This window comes from Saccharothrix mutabilis subsp. mutabilis (assembly GCF_039521145.1).
Classification (GTDB): domain Bacteria; phylum Actinomycetota; class Actinomycetes; order Mycobacteriales; family Pseudonocardiaceae; genus Actinosynnema; species Actinosynnema mutabilis.
Genome location: NZ_BAAABU010000028.1, coordinates 1 through 22,409, shown reverse-complemented (window position 1 = coordinate 22,409; position 22,409 = coordinate 1). Strand labels below are relative to the sequence as shown.

General features: G+C 74.0%; 6 protein-coding genes and 2 pseudogenes. 3 read left to right on the top strand and 5 right to left on the bottom strand.

Translation table 11 applies throughout. The features are described from left to right. Window positions 1–248 precede the first annotated feature (248 nt). Window positions 249–791: a hypothetical protein gene (locus ABD126_RS34760; protein WP_343939134.1), complete on the bottom strand. Its 543-nt coding sequence runs from the start codon at window positions 789–791 to the stop codon at window positions 249–251. A 1,029-nt stretch (window positions 792–1,820) separates the two neighbouring features. On the opposite strand from ABD126_RS34760, the pseudogene ABD126_RS34755 reads away from it, so the two are divergent. The 3 genes and pseudogenes from ABD126_RS34755 to ABD126_RS34745 all read left to right on the top strand — a co-directional run. Continuing rightward, a pseudogene (locus tag ABD126_RS34755) lies at window positions 1,821–2,174 on the top strand (hypothetical protein); the annotation flags it as partial. After that, window positions 2,163–2,522: pseudogene (locus ABD126_RS38910) on the top strand (transposase); the annotation flags it as partial. The pseudogenes ABD126_RS34755 and ABD126_RS38910, both read left to right, overlap by 12 nt. Before the next feature lie 605 nt (window positions 2,523–3,127). Further along, a complete protein-coding gene (locus tag ABD126_RS34745; protein ID WP_343939132.1) occupies window positions 3,128–3,742 on the top strand; it encodes a hypothetical protein in 615 nt (204 codons plus the stop codon). A 340-nt stretch (window positions 3,743–4,082) separates the two neighbouring features. Here the strand turns inward: ABD126_RS34745 and ABD126_RS34740 are convergent, their stop codons facing one another. From ABD126_RS34740 to ABD126_RS34725, 4 genes are read right to left on the bottom strand one after another with little or no spacing between them, the layout of a single operon-like run. Continuing rightward, the gene (locus ABD126_RS34740) at window positions 4,083–5,126 is read right to left on the bottom strand and encodes a branched-chain amino acid aminotransferase (protein ID WP_343939130.1); all 1,044 of its coding nucleotides are present in this window, start codon (window positions 5,124–5,126) and stop codon (window positions 4,083–4,085) included. Window positions 5,127–5,143: 17 nt separating this feature from the next. Further along, a complete protein-coding gene (locus ABD126_RS34735) occupies window positions 5,144–5,512 on the bottom strand; it encodes a nuclear transport factor 2 family protein (protein ID WP_343939128.1) in 369 nt (122 codons plus the stop codon). Between the two features lie 13 nt (window positions 5,513–5,525). After that, complete coding sequence (locus tag ABD126_RS34730; protein ID WP_343939126.1) at window positions 5,526–15,488, bottom strand: non-ribosomal peptide synthetase; 9,963 nt, start codon at window positions 15,486–15,488, stop codon at window positions 5,526–5,528. Beyond that, window positions 15,485–22,387: an amino acid adenylation domain-containing protein gene (locus ABD126_RS34725; RefSeq protein WP_343939124.1), complete on the bottom strand. Its 6,903-nt coding sequence runs from the start codon at window positions 22,385–22,387 to the stop codon at window positions 15,485–15,487. The genes ABD126_RS34730 and ABD126_RS34725 overlap by 4 nt, the downstream gene beginning before the upstream one ends. Window positions 22,388–22,409 lie beyond the last annotated feature (22 nt).

The window sequence follows — 22,409 nt, the reverse complement described above, 5'->3', positions numbered from 1 at the left end:
CTCCAGCTGATGCCCTGGACCCGGCGATTCTCGTTGTGTTTCGCCGTTTGCGCCGGACCTGGGACAGCGAGGGCTCCTGCTACGCCCGGCGTGGCGAGCTCACGCCCATTGCCAACGCATGCCGTACACGCCAGAGGTGATGGCCTCTGCGGTGACCAGGGCGCTGCGGTGGCCGAGCAGACCCACTTCCCGGTCGGTTCTCGGATTCGTCCAGCCGGGTGTCTCGAACCGATGGCACCGGACGGGGGTCATCGAGCGGGCGAAGCTGACCTGCAATACGTAAAGCGGAAGGGGGCGGTGAACACCCGGAAGTATTCGGTGTCGAAGACCGGTTGGTTGATGAAAAACTTGTATTGGACGGTGAAGGCCTCTCCACGGCGGTAGGCGCGGTCCAGAAGGAACTCCGCTGAGACGAGTCGGTGAGCATGGTCCCGCTGTACTCGGCCGAGCCGACTTCCCCCGATGGCGACGGTGCGGACCAGACTCAGATCGGCTGCAGCATCGGCGAGATTACCCGCGTGGTAGCGGCTCACGCCGTCGTCCCTGGCCTCGACCACCGATCTGGTGACGATTTCCCTCAGCGAACGGTCCGGGTTCACGCGGACATGCTCCTCGACGTACAAGAGGCGGATCCGGCCGCTTTGACCGCTGATATCGGCCGCCGCGCCGGAGTCCGGAAGCAGGTCGGTTCGTGCCCGTGCCCCGGCGCGCCTGCCGCGGGGGCGACGTGGGCCGAGCAAGGCCATCAGGTCGCCGCGATCGAGACCGAGCAGCGATTCCAGCTCGGCCACCGCACGCAAGGAATCTGGGCGTTCCGGCCTGTTGCGTCCTGACTGCCAACTGCTCAACGCCGCGATGGACACCTGAACGCCACGCCGGCTGAGGCGGGCGTGGACACCTTGCAGCGTGAGGCCGTTGGCCCGAATGGCGGATCTGAGAGTGGTGCCAAAGCTGGTGCTGAGGGCTGATCTCACCGCGCACCTCCAGTGGCGAACTCGCCAGAAATCTAGATCTTTTCCAGCGTTCTTGTGGCTGCTGCCGCTCGCAGCGTAGCTGAGCTGTGGTGACACTACTGCAGAGAAGTGGTCGCGACAGATTGTTGAGCTCCGCCTCGTCGAGTCCTCTTGTGAGTGCGGGCGAAGTCGTTATGGTGACCTTGAAATGCATCGTATTCGCATTTCTTTTGCCGGGTCGACTTCCCCTGCGATGAATGGAGTTGACGTTGTTTCGTAGAATCATCGGCCTGTTGAGCGGTGTTGTGCTCACCGCGTTGGTCGTGGCGGAAAGCAAGATCTTCCAAGGTGGCTTCCCAGGTGGCATGGCAGGCCCTGACTCGGCCGATGCACCAGCCGGGTTAGTGAGCGCCGCGTCTGCGAGACGTCACCGCTGGCCACCAGGGGTGAACGTCCAGCGGTATCGGAGCGGTGCGTCATGACCGGGCTCATCATCCTCACCAGTGTCGTGTGCGTCGCGATTTGAACTTGGGTAATTGGTGATGTACTGCCCACCCGTGCCCGCCGCGCTCGGTGGTCGAGCAACGCGCCTTCGCCCAGCTTCGCCAGATGCAGACGAACCTTCGACCGGCCGGCCGCCGGCGGCCGGGCGAACCACTCGGCAGGGTCCAGCCGGTCACGGCGCGGCTGCTGGAGCGGATCTTCGGCGTCAGCGTCGAGGAGTTGCTCCGTGAGCCTTCCCAGGCCGCCAGCGAAGTCGTTGCCAAGCCGCCTGCGCGCGCTGAGTTGGACCTGGCGGTCGTGCTCGACTGGCTGGACGATCGCGTCGGATGGGCGGCTGGGATCCAGATCCGCTGCTCAAGCACCGTGCGGAACGTCCGCATCCCGGTCACCTCCTGCCCGCGCGACGCGCTGGGCTGGCGTCAACGTGAACTCGCGGAGCGGTCGCACGTGTCGCAAGCGATCGTCCGTGAGGTCCAGCACCACACGGTCGAGCGCCGCCGCAGCCCGCGCACCCTGGAGTCGCTGTCCACCGCACTCGGATGGCACCCGCAACACCTTGATGCCGTGCTGCACGGCCGAAGGCCACCGGAAGCCGACGAACCGGTCACGGACCCCGCGGACAGCCTGTGGTCCCGTTTGGACAGTGTTGAACAGCGGCTGAGCGAGATCACCGAACGGCTGGACGACCTCAAGTCGGATCTCTCGACCGTGATCGACAAGGACGGAACATCGTCGCCAGGGGTGGCGCGGACGTACTGCGGGGCGTTGGGCAAGCGGGGCAACTGCCAGGTCGGGGTCAGCGTGCACGCGGTCACCGACTGGACCTCGGCCGCGGTGGACTGGCGGTTGTTCCTGCCGGAGTCCTGGGACGACCGGAAAGCCGACGACGAGGCGACAGCCGCGGAGATCGGCCGGAAGCGGGCCCGATGTTCGATACCCGACCAGGTGCGGCACCGGGAGAAGTGGCGCCTGGCGCTGGACATGATCGACGAGCTGCTGGACTGGGGTATGTCCCGGCGGCCGGTGGTGGCCGACGCCGCCTACGGCGACAACACCGCCTTCCAGGGGGACAAAGTTCCCTGTGACGCGACCAATGCGGCCACCGTGCGGTCAACGTACTCCGGCGCGAACAGTCCGCCCAACCAGGTGTTGACAGCATTCTGGAGGACGTCCTGTTCCGGGGCGGGTGCGGTGCGACGTGTGCGAAAGGAAGATGGAGGCAAGCCCTCGGGCGCGCGGAATGTACTACCGGTGCCAGGCGAGGACGCTTCTGCCGGGATCTCCGATCGAGAGGTACACCCGTTTCGTGGGTCGTTCGGCGCGTTCCGCCTTGCGCGGTCTTCAGCCCGCCCGCGTACTTCGACTTCCGGAGCAACTGGGACCAGGGTGAACTCCTCGACACTCACGATCTCCGGGTGCGCCGGCTTGCGCGACCGGACGATGCGATCGGCACCGGCCCGGCGGAACCCGACCACGTGGCCGGCCGCCACGTCGTCGGGGTCGAGCAACGTTTCTTGCCGCGTCCAGCGCCCGAAGAAGGCGTACCCGGTGTAGCGGGGCCGTCGAGAATCGCCTTGACCGTGCTGCCCTGCCAACCGTCTCCGGAACGATGCGGGTTCTGGTCCGGTCGCCGCGCCGAGGGGCACGGGATCCGGTCCCTGTTCAACCCGGTGGCAATCAGCTCGTTCGAACTCACGCCGCCCGCCGCACTGCACGACTCGACCGAGACCCTGCTGCGCGAACTGGGCAACGGGCACGCCGCGTCGGCGCGGTTCGACGCGGACCTCGCCGAGACCCGCGCCCTCGCCGCACGGACACCGCCGATCACCGCCGTGCCCGGGAATTCCCGACTGGTCGCCGAAGTGCTGCTGCTCGTGCGGTACGTCGAGCTGGGCAACGGCGGGTGCGACGCCTGCGGCGGCGCGGTCGCCACCGAGCTGCCGGAGATCAGGTGGGAACCCGTCCCCTGGAACCCCGGCGCCGACGGCACCATCGGCCAACCCGGCGCCGGCATCGACTTCTCCGCTGACCTCCGTCCCGATGGGACCTGGCACGTCAAGTGTCATCGCCTGCTTAAGCGGCGCGGTGACCATCCGGCAAGGCGGTTCCGGGCCGGAGGACTCGTCTCGGCGAGCCGTGGTGTCCTGTTGGCGGCAATTGATGGGAGTGACGGTGAAGTGATGAGCGTCGGTGGTGGTCGACCGCATGCGCCGTCCGGGGAGGCGGTGGTGTCGGGTGGGCGCGGACGTCGACCATCGGGACTCGCACCCCTCCAGTTCTGGTGACGCGGTCGTGTCCGGACGCCGCCCGCGGCCCGGGCCGGCTGCTCGCCGACCCGGGCCGTTGCGGGGACGTGATCACTTTCCGGTGGGGGTGGCGGCCGGGCCCTCGCCCTCCGGCTCGCCGGCGGGCTGCTGGCTCACCGTCCGCGGCGCGTCCAGCAGTCGCTGCCGGGTGGTGCCGCGGCCGTCGGCGATGGCGACGGACGCAGGGGCCTGGAGGATGTCGTCACCCCGCGACGTGACCTCCTCCAGGTTCGGAACACCCCGCGCTCCCGGTCGGCGGTGCCGTCCAGCTCGGCGGTGAGCAGCGGCATCGCCCGGGCTGGTCCGCCCTTCCGCGCCCTCAGCACACGCGGTGTAGCCAGTTGTCCACGTCCGGGGTCCGGCCGTGTTGCAGGTCGACCAGGGCGGTGCGCAGGGTCTTCGTCACGGGGCCCATCTCGCCGTCGCCCACGGTGAAGTCGCCGTCCACGTCGCGGACCCGCCCGACCGGTGTGACGACGGCCGCCGTGCCGCAGGCGAAGACCTCCGTGATCTCGCCCGACGCGCAGCCCGCGCGCCACTCGTCCACCGACACGGGGCGCTCCGCGACCCGGTAGCCCAGGCGCGCGGCCATGCGCAGCAGCGAGTCCCTGGTCACGCCGGGCAGCAGGGTGCCGGTGAGCGGGGTCGTGGCGACCTCGTCGCCGCGCACGAAGAACAGGTTCATGCCGCCCATCTCCTCGACCCAGCGGCGTTCCGCCTGGTCCAGCCACACGACCTGCTGGCAGCCCGCCTCCTGCGCCTTGCGCTGCGCCACGAACGACGGGCCGTAGTTCGCGGCGCACTTCACGTCCCCGGTGCCGCCCGGCATCGCCCGCGCCTGGTCCCGCGAGACGAGCACCGAGACCGGGCGGACGACGTCGCCGAAGAAGCCGCCCGCCACGAACGCCATGACCAGGAACAGGTACTCCTCCGACGGGCGCAGCATCAGGTTGGCGTCGGTGCCGAACATCAGCGGCCGCAGGTAGAGGCTGTGGTCGGGGTCGTCGGACAGCTCCCCGTGGTCCGCGGCGACCAGGCGGTCCACGCCGTCGACGTACAGGTGCTCGGGCAGGTCCGGCATCGCCAGGCGGGCGGCGGAGCGGTTGAAGCGGCGGGCGTTCTCCCACGGCCGGAAGACGGCGACCGACCCGTCCTGCTGCCGGAACGCCTTCATGCCCTCGAAGATCACCTGGCCGTAGTGCAGGCCGAGCGTCGCGGGGTGCAGGGACAGCTTCTCCATCGGCTGGAGCTCGCCCCCGTGCCAGCCGAGGGACGGCGAGTACTTGAGGCTGTAGAGGTGGCGGGTGAACGCGGCGCCGTGGCCGGGGGACGTGGCGGCGGGCTTGGGCAGGACGGAGGTCATGGCGGGCTCCTAACGGCTCAGACGAGGGGGGCGAAGAAGAACGTCTCGCGCTTGCTGAAGCGGCCGTCGGCCGCGAGGGTGAAGAAGTCGGCGTAGCGCAGGCTGGTGCGCGTCCCGTCGCGCAGCACGCCCTCGAACGAGCCGCGCACCGCCACCTGGTCGCCGTCGAGGACGACCGACTCCACGCGGTGCTCGCCCTGCTTGATGATCCGGACGTGGGTGTAGAAGTGGGCCATGCCGTCCTGGCCCGCGACCGGCGGGTAGCCGGGGCGCTCGTAGGTGGTGTCCTCGGTGAACATCGCGACCAGCGCGGGCACGTCGCCGGCGTCGACGAAGCGGTAGAAGTCGTGGACCAGCGCGGCTTCGCGGGTCAGTGCGGTCGTCATGGCGGTTTCTCCTCTACGGGCGGGCTTCCAGGTGGGCGGCGAGCACCGCGCCGACCTCGGCCAGCGGGCCGGGGCGGGTGAGGTCGCCGTGCCGGCAGTCGACGCGGTGGGCGTGGACGTCGCCGGTGACGTGCGCGCGCCAGTCGGCGGGCACGGGTGAGTCGTCGGTCTTGTCGGCGGTGGCGGTGAAGAACAGGACGTCGCCGTCGAAGCGGGCGGTCGTGCCGGTGGCCGTCAGGGTCAGGTTGTCGGCGAACACCTCGGCGAGGTCGGCGAACCCGGTCGGCACCACGTCGGCCAGCGGACCGTCCGCGACGCGGGCCGCGATGTCCGCCACGGACACGGGCGCCGGGTCGTCGGGGTAGCCGAGGGAGCGCAGCAGCGCCGCCAGGACCCGCGGCTCGCGGGCCGAGTAGACCTCCCCGGTCGGCGTGGACGGGTAGCCGTCGAGCAGCGCCAGCAGCGCCACGTCCTCGCCCTCGTCGCGCAGCGCGGCGGCCATCGCGTGCGCGACGCCGGCGCCGAACGACCAGCCGAGCAGGTGGTACGGGCCGGTCGGCTGGACGGCGCGGACCTGGTCGAGGTAGTCCTTGGCCATCTCGTCGAGGCTCGCGGGCCGGGCGTCCGGCTGGGACAGCCCCCGCGCCTGGAGCGCGTACAGCGGGCGGTCGGGCAGGTGGCGGAGCAGGCCGGAGTACACCCAGCCGATGCCCGCCGCCGGGTGCACGCAGAACAGCGGGGCGTGCACGCCCGAGGCGCGCAGCGGCAGCAGCACGGGCACGGCGGTGGTGGCGGTGTCCTCGTGCAGCCGCCGTGCCATCGCGGCGACGGTCGGCGCCTCGAACACCGCCCGCACCCCCAGCCGCACGCCGAACTCCGCGCCGATCCGCGACACGAGCCGGGTGGCGAGCAGCGAGTGGCCGCCGAGGTCGAAGAACCCGTCGTCCACGCCGACCGCCGGCACGCCCAGGACGTCGGCGAACAGCCCCGCCAGCACCTCCTCCGCGGGCGTGGCCGGCGCCCGTCCGGCGGTCTCGACCACCGGCGCGGGCAGCGCCTTGCGGTCGAGCTTGCCGCTCGGGGACAGCGGCAGGTCGGCCAGCACCACCACGGCCCACGGCACCATGTGCTCCGGCAGCCGGGACGCGGCGTGCGCCCGCAGCGCGGACGGCTCCGGCGCACCGCCCTCCGCCGGCACGACGTACCCGACCAGCCGCAGGTCACCGGGCGCGTGCTCGCAGGCCACGACGGCGGCCCGCGCGACGTCGGGGTGGTCCTGGAGCACGGCGGCGATCTCGTCCGGCTCGATCCGCAGGCCGCGGATCTTCACCTGGTCGTCGGCGCGCGACAGGTACTCCAGCACGCCTTCGCCGCACCACCGCACGATGTCGCCGGTCCGGTACACCCGCGCACCGGGCGAGAACGGCGACGCGACGAACCGCTGCGCCGTGAGACCGGGCCGGGCGTGGTAGCCGCGGGCCAGTTGCACGCCCGCCAGGTACAGCTCGCCGGGCACCCCCGGCGGCACGGGCCGCAGCCGGTCGTCCAGCACGTGCACGCCGGTGTTCCACAATGGACGTCCAATGGGGACGGTCACCGTGGTCTCGTCGCCGCGAACGGCGTGGAACGTCACGTCCACCGCCGCCTCGGTCGGCCCGTACAGGTTGTGCAGGCCGGCGCTCGACACCGCGGCGAACCGGCGGGCCAGCGCCGTGGGCAGCGCCTCCCCGCTGCACACCACGCGCACCAGGCCGGGGCAGCGCTCGCCGGACTCCTCCAGGTGCGCGACGAACGCCTCCAGCATCGACGGCACGAAGTGCGCCGTGGTCACGCCCTCGGCGCGGATCAGGTCGGCGAGGTAGGCGGGGTCGCGGTGCCCGTCCCGGCGGGCCACGACGAGCGCCGCGCCCACCTGGAACGGCCAGAAGAACTCCCACACCGACACGTCGAAGCTCGACGGCGTCTTTTGCACCACCCGGTCGTCCGGGCCCAGGCGGTACTCGTCCTGCATCCACCGCAGCCGGTTGACGATCGCCTCGTGCGTGACGACGACGCCCTTGGGCCGGCCGGTGGACCCGGAGGTGTAGATGACGTAGGCGGGGTCGCCGCCGCGCACGTCGGGCAGCGCCACGGCGGGGGTCGTCCCGTCCTCCAGCTCCCGCAACGCCTCCGCGTCCAGCACCAGCACCGGATCGGCGTCGGCGAGCATGAACGCGATGCGGTCGGCCGGGTAGCCCGGGTCGACCGGCAGGTAGGCCGAGCCCGCCCGCTGCACGGCGTGCAGCGCCACCACCAGGTCCACCGACCGGGGCAGCCGCACGGCCACCACCCGTTCGGGACCCGCCCCCGCGGCCCGCAGCGCGCGGGCCAGCCGGTCGACGCGCGCGTCCAACCCGGCGTAGGTCAACGTCCGGCCGTCGCCGACCAGGGCGACCGCGTCGGGCGTGCGGCGGACCTGGTGGGCGAACAGGGCGGGCAGCGTCGTGTCCGGCACGGCGCGCGCGGTGTCGTTCCACGCCACCAGGACCCGTTCGCGTTCCTCGTCGCCGAGGAGGTCCACGTCGCCGACCGCCAGGTCCGGGTCGGCGGTCACCGCGGCCAGCACGCGGACCAGGCGTGTCACCAGGGAGCGTGCGGTGGCCGCGTCCACCATGTCCTCCCGGTACACCAGGGCGCCCTCGACACCCGATGGCGCGCCGGACGCGTCCCGGGTCTCGCGCAGCCCCAGGTTCAGGTCGAACGCGGTGGTGCCGGACTCGACGCCCACCGGTTCGACGGCCAGCCCCGGCAGCTCCAAGGCCGCCTCGCCGGTGTTCTGGAACGTCAGCAGCACCTGGCACAGCGGGTGCCGGGTCAGCGAGCGGGCCGGGTTGAGCCGTTCCACCAGCCGCTCGAACGGAACGTCCTGGTGGTCGTAGGCGGCCAGGTCGGTGTCGCGGACGCGGGCCAGCAGCTCGGTGAACGTGGGGTCGCCGGAGACGTCGGTGCGCAGCACGAGGGTGTTGACGAAGAACCCGACCAGGTCGTCGAGGGCGGCGTCGGTGCGGCCGGCGACGGGTGTGCCGATGGGGATGTCGGTGCCCGCGCCGAGGCGGGTCAGCAGCGCGGCGAAGGCCGCCTGGAACACCATGAACGGCGTGGTGCGGGTGCGGCGGGCCAGGCCGAGCACCGCGCGGTGCAGGTCGGCGCCCAGCTCGACCGGCACCCGGCCGGCGGTCTGCGCGGACGTCGCCGGGCGCGGCCGGTCGGTCGGCAGCTCCAGTTCGTCCGGCAGGCCCGCCAACGCTTCGACCCAGTACGCGACCAGGTCGTCACCGACCAGGTCCCGTTGCCACAGCGCGTAGTCCGCGTACTGCACGGGCAGCGGCGCGAGGTCCGGCGCTCGGCCGTCGAGGCGGGCGGTGAAGGCGGCGGACAGGTCGCGCAGGAGCGGACCCATCGACCAGCCGTCGCCCGCGATGTGGTGCAGCACGAGGAGCAGCACGTGCTCGTCGTCGGCGAGCCGCACCACGGCGGCCCGCAGCGGCAGGTCGGTCGTGAGGTCGAACGGCGCGGCGGCGAGCCGCCGCAGCGTCGCGTCGAGTTCGTCCGGGGCGCGGTCGAGCAGCGTGAACGGCACCCGCACGCCGGTCCTGACCTGCTGGTGCGGCGCCCCTCCGGTTTCGGGGAACACCGTGCGCAGCGCCTCGTGCCGATCCACCACGTCGACCAGGGCCGACCGCAGCGCCCGCACGTCCAGTCCGCCGCGCAGCCGCAGCGCCACGGGCACCGCGTAGCTCGGGTTCGCCTCGTCCAGCCGGTTGACGAACCACAGGCGGCGCTGGGCGAACGACAGCGGCACCAGCTCGGGCCGCACTGCGGGGCGCAGCGCGGGCCGCACCGGACCGCCCCGGTCCAGGCACGCGTCCAGCCCGGCGGGCGTGGGGTTGGCGAACAGCGCGGCGACCGGGACCTCCGCCCGCAGCGCCGCGCGGACCCGGCCGACCAGCCGGGTGGCCAGCAGCGAGTGCCCGCCCAGGTCGAAGAAGTCGTCGTCCACGCCGACCTCGGGCAGTCCCAGCAGCTCGGCGAACAGGCCGCAGAGGATCTCCTGGCGCGGCGTGCGCGGGGCACGGTCGCCGGTGGTGCGTTCGGGCTCGGGCAGGGCGCGGCGGTCGAGCTTGCCGTTCACGGTGAGCGGCAACGCGTCCAGCACCACCAGCGCGGTCGGCACCATGTGCTCCGGCAGCACGGTGGACAGGTGGGCGCGCAGGGCGGTGGTGTCGAGCGGACCCCGCGGCACGACGTACCCGACGAGGGTCTTCAGGCCGGGCCGGTCCTCGCGGACCACGGCCGCGGCGTGCGCCACCGCCGGGTGACCGGTCAGCACGGACTCGATCTCGCCCAGTTCGATCCGGAACCCGCGCAGCTTCACCTGGTGGTCGGCGCGCCCGGCGAACTCCAATTCGCCCTCCGCCGTCCACCGCACGAGGTCGCCCGTGCGGTACATCCGCTCGCCGGGCGCGCCGAACGGGCACGCGGTGAACCGCTCGGCGGTCAGGCCGGGCCGCGCGTGGTAGCCGCGGGCCAGGCCCGCGCCCGCCAGGTACAACTCGCCGACCACGCCCACCGCCACGGGTTCCAGCCGGGCGTCGAGCACGTAGGCCCGGCTGTTGGCGACCGGACGGCCGATCGTGGGCGCCGCCGCGCCGGTCGGGGCCACGTCGCCCGCCGTCGCCAGCACCGAGAACTCGGTCGGGCCGTAGTGGTTGACCAGCCGGAACGGCGTGCCGGCCGGCGGGCGTCCGCGCAGCGCGTCACCGCCGGTGAGCACCGCCCGCAGCGAGCCGGCCCGCGCGGCCAGGTCGTCCAGCACGACCTCCAGGCGCGGCGTGGGCAGGAAGCACGTGGTCAGGCCGGTGCGGGCGATCCAGTCCACCAGCCCGTCGGCGAGGGTCGCCGCGGCCGGCAGGTGCACGGACGCGCCCGCGGTGAGGTTCGGCCACAGCTCCCACACCGCCGCGTCGAAGCCCTGCGCGGCGACGTGCCCGGTCCGGTCGGCCGGGGTGATCGCGTGCTCCCGGACGTGCCACGCGCACAGGTCCGCCAGGCCGCCGTGGTCGACCACGACACCCTTGGGGCGGCCCGTCGAGCCGGACGTGTAGATGACGTAGGCGGCATCGGCCGGACCGACCGGCACGTCGACCGGGGCCGCCTCGCCGGTCAGGTCCTCCAGGCAGACGACGGCCGGCGCGGTGACGCGGTCGCGCAGCGCGTGTTCGGTGACCACCACGGGCGCGGCGGAGTCTTCGAGCATGTGCGCCAGGCGGTCGGCCGGGTAGTCCGGGTCGAGCGGCAGGTAGGCCGCGCCACAACGCAGCACGCCCAGCAGCGCCGCGACGCCGGCGGGGGAGCGGCGCACGCACACGCCGACCACCGAGCCGGGCGTCACGCCCAGAGCCAGCAGGTGGTTCGCGACGCGGTCGGCCGCACGGTCGAGTCGAGCGAACGTCAGAGCGTCCACTTCGGACCGGACGGCGAGGGCGTCGGGCGTCTCGCGCGTCCGCCGCCGCACCTGCGCCGGCACGGAAACCCAAGCGTCCGAGGCGACAGCGGTGTCGTTCCAGCGGTCGAGGACCAGTTCCCGCTCGCCCGGCAGCAGGACGTCCAGCTCGGCCAGGCGGGTCGTCGGCGCGGCCGACGCGAGCAGCCGGCCCACGCGGGTCAGCAGGGAGCGCGCGGTGGTCTCGTCGAACAGGTCCGTGGCGTACTCGACGTTGGCGGTCAGGCCGTCCGCGTGCTCGGTGAACGCCAGCACCAGGTCGAACTTGGCCGTGCCGGTCCAGGTCGGCACCGGCTCGACGGCCAGGCCGGGCAGCGGCGCCGCGTCGCCGCCGGCGGCGTTCTGCACCACCAGGGTCACCTGGAACAGGGGGTGCCGGGACAGCGAGCGGGGCGGGTTCAGCTCCTCCACCACCCGGTCGAACGGCACGTCCTGGTGGTCGTACGCGGCGAGGTCGGCGGCGCGGACGCGGGCCAGCAGCTCGCCGAACTCCGGGTCGCCGGAGGTGTCCACCCGCAGGGCCAGGGTGTTGACGAAGAAGCCCACGGCGTCGTCCAGGGCCTCGTCGGTGCGACCGCCGACCGGTGAGCCGACCACGACGTCCGTGCCCGCGCCGAGCCGGGTCAGCAGGGCGGCGAGGGCGGTGTGCAGGACCATGAACGTGGTGCCGCCGGTCGCCTCGGCCAATGACCGCACGGCGTCGCGCACGTCCCCGCCGAACTCGACGGCCGCCAGCCCGCCCCGCCCGGACGCCACCGCCGGGCGCGGCCGGTCGGTCGGCAGGTCGAGCTGCTCGGGCGCACCGGCGAGGGTGTCGCGCCAGAACCGGAGCTGACGGGCGGCGAGGCTGTCCGGGTCGTCCGCGTCGCCGAGCAGTTCCCGTTGCCACAGGGCGTAGTCCGCGTACTGGACGGGCAGCGGGGCCCAGTCGGGCGCGGCGCCGCCGGCGCGGGCGGTGTAGGCGGTGGCCAGGTCGCGCAGCAGCGGGCCCTTGGACCAGCCGTCGCTGGCGATGTGGTGCAGCACCAGCAGGAGCACGTGCTCGTCCGGGGACACCGCCAGCAGGTGCGCCCGCAGCGGCGTCTCGTCGGCGAGGTCGAACACGTGCGCCGACAGCTCCGCCAGGTCCGCCTCGCCGGCCGGGAGGAGTTCCGGCGCGGTGTCCAGGACGCGTTGCGCCGGCACGCCGTCCACCTGCGGGAAGACCGTGCGCAGCGACTCGTGCCGGGCCACCACGTCACCCAGCGCGGCGCGCAGCGCGTCGACGTCCAGCGGTCCGCGCAGCCGCAGCGCCCACGGCGAGTTGTACGCCGCCGTGCCGCCGTTGACCTGGTCGAGCAGCCACAGCCGCTGCTGGGCGTGGGACAGCGGCACCGGGTCGGGCCGGTCGACCGGGCGCAGGGCGGGGCGCGCCGCGCCGGTGCCCAGCCGTGCCGCCAGGCCTCGCGGGGTCGGTGCGGCGAACACGTCGCGGATGCCGAGTTCGGCGCCCAGGGCCGCGCGCACCGCGCTCACGAGCCGGGTCGCGAGCAGCGAGTGCCCGCCGAGCGCGAAGAAGTCGTCCTCCGCGCCCGCCCGCGGCACCCGCAGCACCCGCGCGAACAGGCCGCACAGGATCTCCTCCTGCGGGGTGCGCGGCTCGCGGTCGACCGCGGCGGGCGAGGGCAGCGCCCGCCGGTCCAGCTTGCCGTTCGGGGTGCGCGGCAGCTCGTCCAGCACGACGACCGCCGACGGCACCAGGTGCTCGGGCAGCCGCGCGGCGACGTGGTCGCGGACCGCCGCCGGCTCGACGTCACCCACCACGTACGCGACGAGGCGGTCCTCGCGGACCACGACGGCCGCGCCCGTGACGCCCGGGTGCGCCGCCACGGCGGCCTGCACCTCGGCGGGCTCCACCCGGAACCCGCGCAGCTTCACCTGGTCGTCCGCCCGCCCCACGTACTCCAGGACGCCGTCGAGGCGCAGCCGCACCAGGTCGCCCGTCCGGTACACGCGCCGGCCGGCGTGGAACGGGTCGGCGACGAACCGCGCCGCCGTCGCACCCGGCGCGCCCAGGTAGCCGTGCGCGAGACCGCCGCCACCCAGGTACAGCTCGCCGACGCCGCCGGGCGGCACGAGCGCCAGCCGGGCGTCCAGGACGTAGCCGTGCTTGCCGGCGACCGGGCGGCCGATCGGGACGCAGCGCCCGGTGAGGTCGGCGGCGGTGATCTCGTGCGCGGTGCTGTAGCCCATGCTCTCGACCGGGCCGTAGCCGTTGGTCAACCGGACGTGCCCGTGGTCGCGCAACGCCTTGGCCGCGTGCGCGGCGGACGCGGGCTCACCGCCGGTCATGGCGTGCCGCACGGTCGCGAAGACCTCGGGGTGCTCGTCCAGCACGAAGTTGAACAGGCTGGCCGAGCCCTTGAACACGGTGACCCCGTGCTCGACCACCAGCCGGGCGATGGCCGCCGGGTCGGGCGCGCCCGCCGGGTGCAGCACGCACGTGCCGCCGTGCAGCAGCGGGCCGAGCAGTTCGGTGGCGAACGCGTCCCACGACACGGGCGCGGCCTGGAGCCAGACGGCGTCGAACTCGGCGTACTCCTGGCCGGTCAGGGTGGTGACCAGGGCCCGGTGCGGCGCCACGACGCCCTTGGGCTCGCCCGTCGAGCCGGAGGTGAACATGACGACCGCGGGCGACTCGGCGGGCACTACGAGCGCGGGCGCGTGGTCCGGGCCGGGCGCGAACGGATCGACGACCTCCGCCCCGTCCAACGGCGCGCCGACGACCAGTGACGCACCCGCGCGGCGCACGGTGGATCGCCGGCGCTCCAGGGGGAAACCGGTGTCCAGCAACGTGTAGCAGCCGCCCGCCTTGAGCACGCCCAGCAGCGCGGCGACCAGCGCCGGCCCCCGGTCGAGGTGGACGGCCACCGCCGCGCCCGGCGTCAGGCCGCGGTCGAGCAGGCGGTGGGCGATCCGGTTGGCCCACGCGTCCAGCTCGCCGTAGGTGACGCGCCCGCCGTCGTGGACCAGCGCCGCCTTGTCCGGGTGCCGCCGTGCCCGCGCGGTGAACAGGTCGTGCGCGGTGGCGTCGACGGGGGTGGTGCCCGGTTCGGTCAGCGCGGCGCGCTCGTCGTCGTCGAGCAGCGGCAGCGCGCCCAGGCGGGTGTGCGGGTCGGCCGCGACCGCGGTCAGCAGGCGCACCAGCCGCCGGCCGAGGGCGACGACCGTCGCGCGGTCGAACAGGCCGGTCGAGTAGTCCCAGTTCACCCGCAGCCCGCCGGCGGCCGGCCGCTCGGCGAAGCCCACGGTCATGTCGAACTTCACCGAGCCGGTGCCCAGCCGCACCGGTTCCACGGCCAGGCCGGGCAGGGCGGGGGCGTCCCCGCCGCCCTCGGCCGTGTGCACGAGCATCACCTGGAACAGCGGGTGCCGGGACAGCGAGCGGGGCGGGTTCAACTCCTCCACGACCCGTTCGAAGGGCACGTCCTGGTTGGCGTACGCCGTCAGGTCGGTGTCGCGGACCCGGTCCAGCAACTCGGCGAACGTGGGGTCGCCGCCGGTGTCGGTGCGCAGCACCAGCGTGTTGACGAAGAAGCCCACGAGGTCGTCCAGCGCCTCGTCACCGCGCCCGGCGACGGCCGTGCCCAGCGGGACGTCCGTGCCGCCGCCGTGCCGGGTGAGCAGCGCGGCCACCGCAGCCTGCGCCACCATGAACAGCGTCGTCCCGGTGGTCGCGGCCAGGTCCAGCAGCGCGCGGTGCACGTCCGCCGGCACGTCCACCGGCACGGAGTCGCCGCGCCGCACGGCCGTGGGCGGGCGGGACCGGTCCGCCGGGAAGCCCACCTCGACCGGCAGGCCGGCCAGGGTGTCCGCCCAGTGCCGGACCTGCCGCGCGAACCGGCTGCCGGGGTCGTCGGGGTCGCCCAGCACGTCCTGCTGCCAGTAGGTGTAGTCGGCGTACTGCACGGGCAGCTCGGCGAACTCCGGAGCGCGTCCGGCGACCCGCGCGGCGTACGCGGTCGCCAGGTCGCGGACCAGCGGACCGGTCGAGCCGCCGTCGCCCGCGATGTGGTGCAGCAGGATCAGCAGCACGTGGTCGTCGTCCACGGTGAACAGTCGCGTGTGGACCGGCGGTGCGGCGGTCAGGTCGAAGACGTGCCGCGCGGCCTCCTCCAGCGCGGATCGCAGGTCCTCGGCCGGGACCTCGGTCACCGGCAGCTCCACCGCCGTCGCGCGGACGTCCTGGTACGGCTCGCCGTCGACCTCGGGGTACGCGGTGCGCAGCACCTCGTGCCGCTCCACCACGTCGGCCAGCGCGCACCGCAGCGCGGTGGCGTCGAGCTTCCCGCGCAGGCGCAGCGCGACCGGGATGTTGTAGCCGGCGCCCGGTTCGGCCCGGCTGAGGAACCACAGCCGCCGCTGCGTGAACGACAGGGGGATGCGCGTGCTCACTGGACTCCCTCCGACCGGCTCCGGCGCCGCAGTGCGGGACGGGCCTGCTCCGCGTGGCCCAGGCGCTCGACGAGCGCGGCCACGGTGCGGTGCTCGAACACGGACTTGATGGACAGCTCGGCGCCGAACGCCGAGCGGACGCGGCTGATCAGGCGCGTCACCAGCAGCGAGTGGCCACCGAGGGCGAAGAAGTCGTCGTCGGCGCCCACCTCGCCGACCAGGCCCAGGACTTCGGCGAACAGCGCGCACATCACCTCTTCGGCCGGGGTGGCGGGCCGCCGCCCGGCGGGCCGGGCCAGGTAGTCGGGCGGCGGCAGCGCGGCCCGGTCGAGCTTGCCGTTGGCGTTGCGCGGCAGCACGTCCATCCGCACGTACGCGCTCGGCCGCAGGTGCTCGGGCAGGTGCTCCTCGGCGTGCGCCCGCAGCGACGCCGCGTCCGGCTCCGCGCCGGGCTCGGCCACCACGTAGGCCACCAGCCGCTTGTCGCCGGGCCGGTCCTCGCGGACCACCACGGCCGCCTGCCGCACCGCCGGGTGGCGGGTCAGCGCGCCTGCCACCTCGGCCGGCTCGACCCGGAACCCGCGAATCTTGATCTGGTCGTCGGCGCGGCCCAGGAAGTCCAGGACGCCGTCCGCCCGCCACTTCACCAGGTCACCGGTCCGGTACATCCTCGCGCCGGGCTCGAACGGGCAGGCGACGAACCGCTCGGCGGTCTGCGCCGGCGCGCCCAGGTAGCCGCGCGCCAGGCCGACCCCCGTCATGTACAGCTCTCCGACCACGCCGGGCGGCAGCACGTTGAGGTGGTCGTCCAGCACGTAGAAGCCCTTGTTGACGATCGGCCGGCCGACCGGGATGGACGGCAGGTCGGTGTCCTCCAGCCGCACCCGGTGGCAGACCGTGAAGATCATGTTCTCCACCGGGGAGTAGCCGTTGACCAGCCGCACGCCGGGGTGCCGGTCCAGCAGCTTGCGCAGGTGCGCCACGGACGCGGGCTCGCCGCCGGTCATGATCTGGCGCACCCCGGCCAGGGCCGTCGGGTACTCGTCGAGCAGGTGGTTGAGCAGGCTCGCCGACAGGTGGACGGTCGTGATCCGGTGCTCCGCCACCAGCGCGCCGATCAGCGCGGGTTCGGGCGTCGGGCCGGGCTGGAGCACGCACGTCGCGCCGGACAGCAGCGGCCCGAACAGCTCCAGCGCGAACGCGTCCCACGACACCGGCGAGCACTGGAGCCACACGTGGTCCGGGGCGAAGTCCACGTACTCCTGGCTGAGCAGGGTGCCGACCAGGGCGCGGTGCGGCGCGACGACGCCCTTGGGCACGCCGGTGGAGCCGGAGGTGAACATGACGCACGCGACGTCCTCGGGTGAGACCGCCACGCCCGGCGGAGTCGCCGGGTGGGCGTCGACCCGGGGCCGGTCGACCAGCACGGTGGACACGTCCGGCAGCCGGTCGGCCAGCGCGGTCGAGGTGACGACGACGGGTGTCCCGGTCCGGTCGACGAGGTCCGCCAGCCGACGCCGCGGGAACCGCGGGTCGAGCGCCGTGTACCCCGCGCCGGCCGTCAGCGCGCCCAGCACGGCCACCACCAGGTCCGGGTCGCGGTCCAGCAGGACGCCGACGACCTGACCGGCCCGCACGCCGCGCGCCACCAGCTCGTGGGCCAGCCGGTTCGCCCGGTCGACCAGCTCGCGGTACGTGACGCGCACGTCGCCGTGCACCAGGGCCACCGCGTCGGGTGTGCGGTCCGCCTGCGCCGCCACGAGTTCGTGGGCGCAGCGGTCCACCGGCGCGTCCGCGGCGGTGTCCGTCCACGCGGCCAGCAGGCCGCGCCGCTCCTGCGGGTCGAGCAGCTCGGGACGGCTGATCCGCGCGTCCGGGTCGGCCACCACGGCCGTGAACATCCGGGCCAGGCGGGCGGCCAGCGCCGTGGCCGTGCCGCGGTCGAACAGGTCCGTGGCGAACTCCAGCGCGCCGGTGATCCCGGCGGGCGCGCCCGCGTCGTCGTGCTCCTCGCGCAGGCCGAGGGTGAGGTCGAACTTGGCGCTCGCGGTGTCCACCGGGCTGATCTCGGCGGTGAGGCCGGGCATCTCGACGGTGGCCGCCGCGTTGTTCTGCAGCACCAGCATGACCTGGAACAGCGGGTGCCGGGACAGCGAGCGGGTCGGGTTGAGCTCCTCCACCAGCCGGTCGAACGGGACGTCCTGGTGGTCGTAGGCGGCCAGGTCGGTGTCGCGGACGCGGGCCAGCAGCTCGGTGAACGTCGGGTCGCCGCTGGTGTCGGTGCGCAGGACCAGGGTGTTGACGAAGAACCCCACCAGGTCGTCCAGCGCCTCGTCGGTCCGACCCGCGACCGGGGAACCGGCGGGCACGTCGGTGCCCGCGCCGAGCCGCGTCAGCAGCGCCGCGAACCCGGCCTGGAGCACCATGAACAACGTCGTGCCGGTGGCGCGGGCCAGGTCGAGCAGCGCCCGGTGCACGGCGGCGTCCACCGCGACCGGCACCGACTCGCCGTGCCCGGACGGCGTCACGGGACGCGCCCGGTCGGCGGGCAGCGGCAGCTCGTCCGGCACGCCGGCCAGCGCCCGCCGCCAGAACTCCAACTGCCGGGCCAGCGGGCTCGTCGGGTCGTCCGGGTCGCCGAGCAGTTCCCGTTGCCACAGCGTGTAGTCCGCGTACTGGACGGGCAGCGGGGCCCAGTCCGGCGCGTGGCCCGCCAGTCGGGCCGCGTACGCGTCGGTCAGGTCGCCGAGCAGCGGGCCGAGCGACCAGCCGTCACCGGCGATGTGGTGCAGCACCAGCAGGAGCACGTGCTCGTCGTCGGCGACGCGCAGCAGCGACGCCCGCACCGGCAGCTCGGCCGTCAGGTCGAACGCCTCCCGTGCGGCGGCGAGCGCGAGACCGTCCACATCGGACTCTTTTGCGTCCCGCACCGGCAACGACAGCACCACGTCCGCCGCCGGTCGCACCACCTGCCGCGGCACGCCGTCGATCGACGGGAACACCGTGCGCAGCGACTCGTGCCGCCGCACCACGTCGGTCAACGCCGCCCGCAGCGCCGCCACGTCCAGCGCGCCCCGCAACCGCACCGTGTGCGGCACGTTGTACGCCGCGCCCGCGCCCTCCAACTGGTCGATGAACCACAGGCGGGCCTGCGCGTAGGACAGCGGCACCTCGTCCGGTCGCGGCACGGGGGTGAGCGCGAGCCGGTCGGCCACGCGGTCGAGCCGCCCGCACAGCCCGGCCGGGGTGGGCGCGTCGAACAGGTCGCGGACGGCGATCTCGGCGTCGAGGGCGGCACGGACCCGGCCGATGAGCTTGGCCGCGAGCAGCGAGTGCCCGCCCAGGTCGAAGAAGTCGTCGTCCACGCCGATCTCGTCCGCGGACCGGCCGAGCACGTCGGCGAACAGCCCGACCATGATCGTCTCGCGCGGGGTGCGGGGTGCGCGTCGCCCGGTTTCGGCGTCCCGCGTCGGCGCGGGCAACTGCGTCCGGTCGAGCTTCCCGTTGGCGTTGAGCGGGATGCGGTCCATCGCCACGTACGCGGCGGGCCGCAGGTGGCTCGGCAGCACGGCCGCCGCGTGGGCGGACAGCGCGGCGTGGTCGAACGCCCCTTCCGGCACGACGTAGGCGACCAGCCGCTTGTCACCCGGCCGGTCCTCGCGGACCACGACGGCCGAGCGGCGCACGCCCGGGTGCTCGTCCAGGGCGGCCACGACCTCGCCGGGCTCGATGCGGAACCCGCGGATCTTGACCTGGTCGTCCGCGCGGCCGACGAACTCCAACCGGCCGTCCGACCGCCACTTCACCAGGTCGCCCGTGCGGTACATCCGTGCGCCGGGCTCGAACGGGCACGCGACGAACCGCTCCGCCGTCAGCCCCGGCTCGCCCGCGTAGCCCAGCGCCGAACCCACGCCCGTCACGTACAGCTCGCCCGGCACGCCGGGGGCCACCGGCTCCAGCCGGTCGTCCACCACGTAGGAGCGCTTGTCGGCGAGCGCGAGACCGATCGGGACGGGGGCCTCGCCGGGTGCCGCGTCGTGGAAGCACGTGTAGACCATGTGCTCGGCCGGGCCGTAGCCGTTGACCACGCGGATGCCCGGGTGCTCGCGCAGCAGCCGCGCGAGGTGCGCCGGTGACGCCGCCTCGCCGCCGGTCATGACGACCCGCAGCACGTCGAACACGTGCGGGTGCTCGTCGACCATGTAGTTGAGCAGGCTCGCGGACAGGAACGTCGTCGTGACGCCGTGCGCGGCCACCAGGTCGGCGATCAGGGCCGGCTCGGGCGTGCGGCCGGGCTGGAGCACGCACGTCGCGCCGGACAGCAGCGCGCCGAACAGCTCCAGCACGAACCCGTCCCACGGCAGCGGTGCGCTCTGCAACCACACCTGGTCCGGCGACGGGTCGAAGTAGTCCTGGCCGACGAGCGTGCGGACGATCGCGCGGTGCGGGGCCAGCACGCCCTTGGGCCGGCCGGTCGAGCCGGACGTGAAGATGACGCACGCCGGCGCGGACGGGTCCACGGCGACGTCCGGGGACCGATCGCAGGACGCGGGGGCTTCGGCGATGTCGATCAACCGACGGCCGTCCAGCCGGTGGTCGGCGTCGGTGAGGACCGCGGTGGCCCCGGCGGCGTCCAGCACGGCGGCCATCCGCCGCGCCGGCGAGCCCGGGTCGAGCAGGGTGAACGCCCCGCCGGCCTTGAGCACCGCCAGCACCGCCACGACGAGGTCCGGGCCGCGTTCGAGCAGCACGCCCACGAGGTCGCCGGGCCGCACCCCGGAGTCGAGCAGGTGGTGGGCGACCAGGTTCGCGGCGGCGTCGAGTTCGGCGTAGGACGTGCGACGGCCGTCGAAGACCAGCGCGGTGGCGTCGGGGGTCGCGGCGGCGTGGGCGGCGATCACCTCGTGCGCCGTGCGGTCGTCCACGACCCGGGCGGGTGCGCCCGGGGATCCGGCGGTGAGGCGGGCGCGTTCGGCCGGGGTGAGCACGTCGAGCGCGCCGACGCGGGCGCCGGGGTCGGCGGCGACGGCCGCCAGGAGGCTCGCGAACCGGTCCACCAGCGCGGCGGCCGTCGCGTGGTCGAACAGGTCGGCGGCGTACTCCAGCGCGCCGGTGACGCCACCGCCGGGCTCCTCGCCGAGGCTCAGGGTGAGGTCGAACTTCGCCGCGCCCATGTCCACCGGGGCGACCTCGACCTCCAGCCCCGGCAGCTCGACGCGGTCGTTGGTGTTGTTCTGCACCACGAACGCCACCTGGAACAGCGGGTGCGTGCCGGGCTTGCGGACGGGGTTGAGCTCCTCGACCAGCCGGTCGAACGGGAGGTCTTGGTGGTCGTGGGCGGCGAGGTCGGTGTCGCGGACGCGGGCGAGGAGTTCGGTGAACGTGGGGTCGCCGCTGGTGTCGGTGCGCAGGACGAGGGTGTTGACGAAGAAGCCGACCAGGTCGTCGAGGGCTTCGTCGGTGCGGCCGGCGACGGGTGTGCCGATGGGGATGTCGGTGCCCGCGCCGAGGCGGGTCAGCAGCGCGGCGAAGGCCGCCTGGAACACCATGAACAGGGTCACGCCGTGCGCCCGTGCCACGTCGAGCAGCGTCGCGTGCAGGTCGGGGCCGAGACGGACGTCCACCAGCCCGCCGACGCCGGTCCGATCGGCCGTGCGCGGCCGATCGGTCGGCAGCGGCACCTCGTGGGGCAGCTCGGCGAGTGCCCGCCGCCAGAACTCCAGCTGGGGTTCGGCGAGGTCGTCGAGCAGTTCCCGTTGCCACAGCGTGTAGTCGGCGTACTGCACGGGCAGCGGCGACCAGCCGGGCGCGCCGCCGGCCAGGCGTGCGGTGTAGGCCTCGGCGAGGTCGCGCAGCAGCGGCCCCATCGACCAGCCGTCACCGGCGATGTGGTGCAGCACCAGCAGGAGCACGTGCTCGTCGTCGGCGACGCGCAGCAGCGACGCCCGGACCGGCGGCTGCGCCGTCAGGTCGAACGGCTCACGTGCGGCACCGACAACGTCCACACCAGACAGAACCGGCAAGTCCACGTGTGCGGGCAAGACCAGCTGGCGCGGTTCGCCGTCCACCGACGGGAAGACGGTGCGCAGGGCTTCGTGCCGGTCCACCACGTCGGTCAAGGCGGCCCGCAGTGCGGTCACGTCGAGTTCGCCGCGCAGCCGCACGGTGTGCGCCACGTTGTACGCGGGGTTGGGGCCGCGCAACTGGTCCACGAACCACAGGCGGGCCTGCGCGGGTGCGAGCGGCGTCCACTCCGGGCGATCGACCGCGCGCAACGGGACGCGGGCGGACCGGGCCCGGTCGAGGCGTTGCGCGAGCGTCGCCGGGGTCGGCGCGTCGAACAGGTCGCGGACGCCCAGTTCGGCGTCCAGGGCGCGGCGGGCGCGGGCCACGAGCTTGGCCGCCAGCAGCGAGTGGCCGCCCAGGGCGAAGAAGTCGTCGTCGAGGTCCACCCGGTCCTCGGGCAGACCGAGCACGTCGGCGAAGAGCCCGACCACGATCCGCTCCCGCGCGGTGCGGGGTCGGCGGCGGGCAGTCGGGGTCGCCTCCGGCACGGGCAGCGCCGCGCGGTCCAGCTTGCCGTTGGGGGTCAACGGGAGCGCGTCGAGCAGCACGTACGCGCTCGGGCGCAGGTGTTCCGGCAGGGCCGAGGCGTGCGCCCGCAGGTCCGCCACCGCCAGGCCGGGCGCGACCGCGTACGCGACGAGCCGCTTGTCACCGGGGCGGTCCTCGCGCACGACCACCGCCGCGTCCACGACGTCGTCGTGCGCCGTGAGGGCCGCCCGGACTTCGGCGGGTTCGACGCGGAAGCCGCGGATCTTGATCTGGTCGTCGGCGCGGCCGAGGTAGTCCAGGGTGCCGTTTTCGCGCCACTTGACGAGGTCGCCGGTGCGGTACATGCGTTGGCCGGTCTGGAAGGGG

Bases quoted from the DNA above. Each gene is read 5' to 3' on its own strand.
- ABD126_RS34735 (WP_343939128.1), bottom strand. From the start codon at position 5,512: ATGACGACCGCACTGACCCGCGAAGCCGCGCTGGTCCACGACTTCTAC.
- ABD126_RS34740 (WP_343939130.1), bottom strand. From the start codon at position 5,126: ATGACCTCCGTCCTGCCCAAGCCCGCCGCCACGTCCCCCGGCCACGGC.
- ABD126_RS34725 (WP_343939124.1), bottom strand. From the start codon at position 22,387: ATGTACCGCACCGGCGACCTCGTCAAGTGGCGCGAAAACGGCACCCTG.